This window comes from Desulfofustis glycolicus DSM 9705, from assembly GCF_900130015.1.
In the GTDB taxonomy this organism is placed as follows: Bacteria; Desulfobacterota; Desulfobulbia; order Desulfobulbales; family Desulfocapsaceae; genus Desulfofustis; species Desulfofustis glycolicus.
Genome location: NZ_FQXS01000067.1, coordinates 1 through 4,012 on the forward strand (window position 1 = coordinate 1; position 4,012 = coordinate 4,012).

6 protein-coding genes are annotated in these 4,012 nt (G+C 49.3%); all 6 read right to left on the bottom strand.

Features of this window, described 5'->3' with window-relative positions; translation table 11 throughout:
- Positions 1-389, bottom strand: a 389-nt coding sequence (locus BUC26_RS22210) for a hypothetical protein (RefSeq protein ID WP_143166138.1), incomplete at its 3' end; no start/stop codon positions are given.
- 40 nt (positions 390-429) lie between these two features.
- Positions 430-780, bottom strand: a complete 351-nt coding sequence (locus tag BUC26_RS22215) for a hypothetical protein (protein ID WP_073379579.1) — start codon at positions 778-780, stop codon at positions 430-432.
- Entirely contained in the window at positions 770-1,417 is a 648-nt protein-coding gene (locus BUC26_RS22220) for an RHS repeat-associated core domain-containing protein (RefSeq protein WP_084540861.1), read from the bottom strand. The genes BUC26_RS22215 and BUC26_RS22220 overlap by 11 nt, the downstream gene beginning before the upstream one ends.
- Positions 1,418-1,467: 50 nt before the next feature.
- Positions 1,468-1,821 carry a hypothetical protein gene (locus tag BUC26_RS22225; protein WP_073379583.1) on the bottom strand — a complete coding sequence of 118 codons (354 nt, stop codon included), beginning with the start codon at positions 1,819-1,821 and terminating at the stop codon, positions 1,468-1,470.
- A complete protein-coding gene (locus BUC26_RS23305; RefSeq protein ID WP_161949926.1) occupies positions 1,818-2,228 on the bottom strand; it encodes a hypothetical protein in 411 nt (136 codons plus the stop codon). The genes BUC26_RS22225 and BUC26_RS23305 overlap by 4 nt, the downstream gene beginning before the upstream one ends.
- A 71-nt stretch (positions 2,229-2,299) precedes the next feature.
- On the bottom strand, positions 2,300-4,012 hold a 1,713-nt coding region (locus tag BUC26_RS22235; protein ID WP_143166139.1), incomplete at its 5' end, for an RHS repeat domain-containing protein.

Here is a 4,012-nt window from a genome sequence, read left to right on the forward strand (position 1 = left end):
CCGGTGGCCTCGTTGAACACGCTGGTGTTTCTGCCCAAGTCATCATAGCCGTAGCGGCTGGTGATGCCGGACGCATCGGTACTGTCCGCCTTGCCGCAACAGCCCCAGCCGGTCTCGGTCCGGGTGTGGTTGGCGTGCAGGGTTTCGATCAGCCGGCCCTTCGTGTTGTAGCTGTGATAGGTCCAGTCGATCCGCTCGAAGCCGGTCTCCGTCTTGACGAACCGCTCGGTCATGACGTCATGGCCGAGCCAGTCGGTGATGGTCGTTTCCCGGGTGGTGCGGGAGGCGATGCCGTCCGGGTGCTCGAGGCTGCCGTGATCGATCGTCGTTCTGAGCGCCGCACCAGAGAGCTGTCCGTTCGACTGACCAGAACACTGAACGAAGTGCATGTGTCAATAGTTGAGACCTGATCCTGTTTTGTTCCGAGTACTAAGCTCCCCAGGACAAATAAAACGTATAATAACCAATTACCCCAAAAAAGAGAAAATTAATCAATGAGAATATAATAAATATATTTGATTTTAATATCTTTTTGTTAATTGAAATGACAAAAACAGGCCACAAAACAATAGCAACAAAAAATGGAGTAATTAGTTTAATCACACTCAGAGAAAAACCTGCCATCATAATAATTCCAAACAAAGAAAATGCTAATGATGACCATGCGGCGTGTAGATACAAAGGCAGATCAAGGTTTTCAACATATACTGGCAATGAGAACACGATTACTAACAAAAGGTACAATACAACTACGTAATTTACCTTGAATCTATCTTTCACTCTTATCCTCCTGATAATTATCGCAACAGTCTTCCTTTCGAATAGTGGCACCGCCCCCTTGATCAACAGGTCTAACATCAAGATAAAGGCGATTGTACTCCCCAAAAACACCATTATCTAATGTCTCTGCCATCACAAATGGCTGGTAGTCTGCTTTCAGGTGTCCTGAAACACTAGATTTCCTGCTAACAAAATCGGCTGAACCAGCTGCATACCCAATTTCTTTAATCAATTCACCATTGATAAGATATGTACACTGTTGAGCATGACCGTTCACGGTCTCTGATACCAACATGAATGAATGCCCTGGATGTCCGGGCCCACTTTTGACTAATCCGGCTTCCCAAAACTTGGTCCACTCCTTGCGATCGGGAACATAAGCCTCCTCCTTTTTCATACATAATTTATCAGGACATTTAGGTAGAGAAGTTGTCCAACTAGTGTCTTTATTTGCTTCATACCATTCCATAAATTGTTTTCTTAAAAGAGGCCTTGTATTGAATAATCCATGTAGATCAATCTGATTAATCCCATCATTCCCCACAAACCCATAAAGATTAACCCCACCTTTCTCGCCGATTGGATCCTGGCTCAACCACCGCCCCAACTCAGCTGAGTAAAATCTGTACCCAGATATTACTCAGTGCCTTCTCCCCCTAAAGAGCTGTTTTGAATTAGGAGTAGGATCTATTTCTCAATGTGAACGATATTATCAGCTTTATCAAATTCTAGAGCAACATAGCCCTTTCCAACTGACCAAGAAAAGCCAAATAACTCTGAAGCATTATCTATTAAACCAAATTTTTTAAATATTTTGATATGAACAACACCATGGTTTTCCTTACCAGTCGGGTAGTGCTCTCTTCCTACCTGGAACCCATTTTTTTCCAACTTGCTTCTGGCAACATTAATATTCATTCCAACATCAACTAAATCAGTTAGAGTTTCGATCTGCTTTTTTTGTTCGTATTTTTCCAGTTGATATAGAGTGACGGGAGCAAGAATGATAAGCAAGCAGCATAAAATTAAAAACTTTTTCATTTATAGCAGCTACCTCCTCCCTGACTAGGTGGGCGTACATCAAGATAGTCACTTTCCGCTCTATCTAGTTCTACGGCTAAATTGTAAGTCTCAACATCATGTAAATAGTGGTGTGTGGCAGTATTTTGCCATTTACCAGTATATCGGTCTGGTGTTCCTGCTGCTAACCCCTCCTTTATCAAGTCGCCATCTTTTGTATAACAGCATTGCTGTCCAGGACCTGTGAGATTTGAAGAGCGCATACACCATTTTGTTGGATAGGGGTGATGCTTTGGACTAGGTTCAGAACAATCACTCCATTCTCCATTATCGCAGTTGATAGGTTCCTTGTCTCCCGAGAGACAGATTTTGTCAGGACATTCTGCTAAACCATTTAGCCAAGACCTATCATTTTTTTCAAGATCCACCCATTCATCAAACAGTTCTGTTTCTGATAAGTTCCCTTGACATGACATGTAACAAGCTGATTGTTGAGTGTTTAATGTGATTTTGTTACATTTCTTTCTACACGCTGACTGTTTTGCATCATTGAGTGTATATAGGCCAATATAGTCATTATTATCAACCCCATCATTCCCAACAAACCCATAAAGAGATTAACCCCACCTTCCTCCCCAAGCGGATCTCTCGACAACCACCGCCCCAACTCAGCAGAATAATATCTGTACCCATAATAATACAAACCACTCAGCTCATCATAATACTTCGTCGAGAACCGAAACGGATTCTCAGCCGCTTTGCTTCTGGTAATCTGCACCTGATTCCCATAAGCATCGTACTCATAGGCGACAACAAGCGTTCCCGCTTCATCCACCAGCTGCCCGACATTGCCGTTGGCGTCGTACAGATAGTGTTGTTGATTATCAGCCACCCGTACCAGCAACCCGCCGATACCGCCGGCTCCCTGCAGCGTGTTACTCAGATCCAGCCCCCAGACATACTGCACCGCTGTGTCGTCATCAAGATTCACCTCGGCGATCAGGTTCCAATCGTCATAGATAAAACCAGTTCGGCCGGTTTGGTGCCAGGTGTTATCGGTAAAGCTGCTCACGGTTTTAAGCACCCGTCGTCCCCGGTAATCATAGCTGAAGCTTAGCCTGCTGTCACCGGGTTGCGGCTCGGTCGGTTCCACGATGATCAAGCGGTTCTCGCCGTTGAAGACATAGCGGGTTCCGGCGGCAGTGGTCTTCATTTTGGTCAGGTTGCCGTCCTGATCGTAGAACAGCTCGAGCGGCGACGACGGATCCGGCGTTGCCGTGATCGTTTCATATTGGTTGAGCGGGTTGGTCCGGTAGTCGTATCTGCTGCGGCCTTCGAGCGATTTAGTCCGGTTGCCGATCGGGTCATAATCGTAGAACCGTTCCCGCTCCGGCTGCGGTGCGCTCTGATCGGTCAGGTCGTCTCCGGCGTAGCGTGCTGCCGTGTTCAGTTCATTGCGGTCGTTGTACCCGTACAGCGCAAACGTCGGGGCTGGAAAAGCGCTGCCGGTGGTGGCCGCGTTTATCCGCCGCCCGAGCCGGTCGTAGCGGTATTCGTAGCGGGAGAGCTCGCGGTCATGCCTGGTGTTGGTGACCGCTGTCTTCAGGTCCCGCTGCGCTTCGTAGGCGTAGCTCACCGTGATAGCTCCCGACCGGTAACCGGCAAGCAGGTCGCTGTCGGCCAGGTAGTCATAGGTGGTCGTGCCCCGGTGGCTGTTGCTGGTCCAGTCAAGTGCCGCAAACCGGCCGGTTTGATCGTAGCGGTAGTCGACAGCGTATTCATCATCCAGGCTGATACCGGCGGGCCGGCCGAGGTTGTCGTAGCGGCGCTTGATTGTGGCCGGAACCGGGCCGTGCTGCTGTTCGCCGATCAGCTGCAGATGATCGTCATAGTCGTAGCTGCGGGTCCCCAGTACATCGCTCACCGTCTTCTTCCAGCCGAGCCGGTCGTAGCTGAACCGGATTGCGGGGGTATCGTCGGAATACTCGATGCTGCTCAGCTCGCCGGTACTCAGGTAGCCGTAGCGGGTGACCACGCCCCGCGCCCAGGTCCGGGATTGCAGGCGACCAGCGTTGTCGTAGGTGTAGCGCGGTCCCGTGCCGGTTGCATCATATGTGGCGAGCAGCAGGCCGGTCGACTCCTGGTACTGCCAACTCGTCTTGTCGCCTGTTGCGTCTTCCGGCCAGTCGGGCCGGTCCCAGCCCTGCTCGGT

Coding starts and splice junctions, on each gene's coding strand:
- BUC26_RS22225 (WP_073379583.1), bottom strand. CDS start 1,821: ATGAAAAAGTTTTTAATTTTATGCTGCTTGCTTATCATTCTTGCTCCC.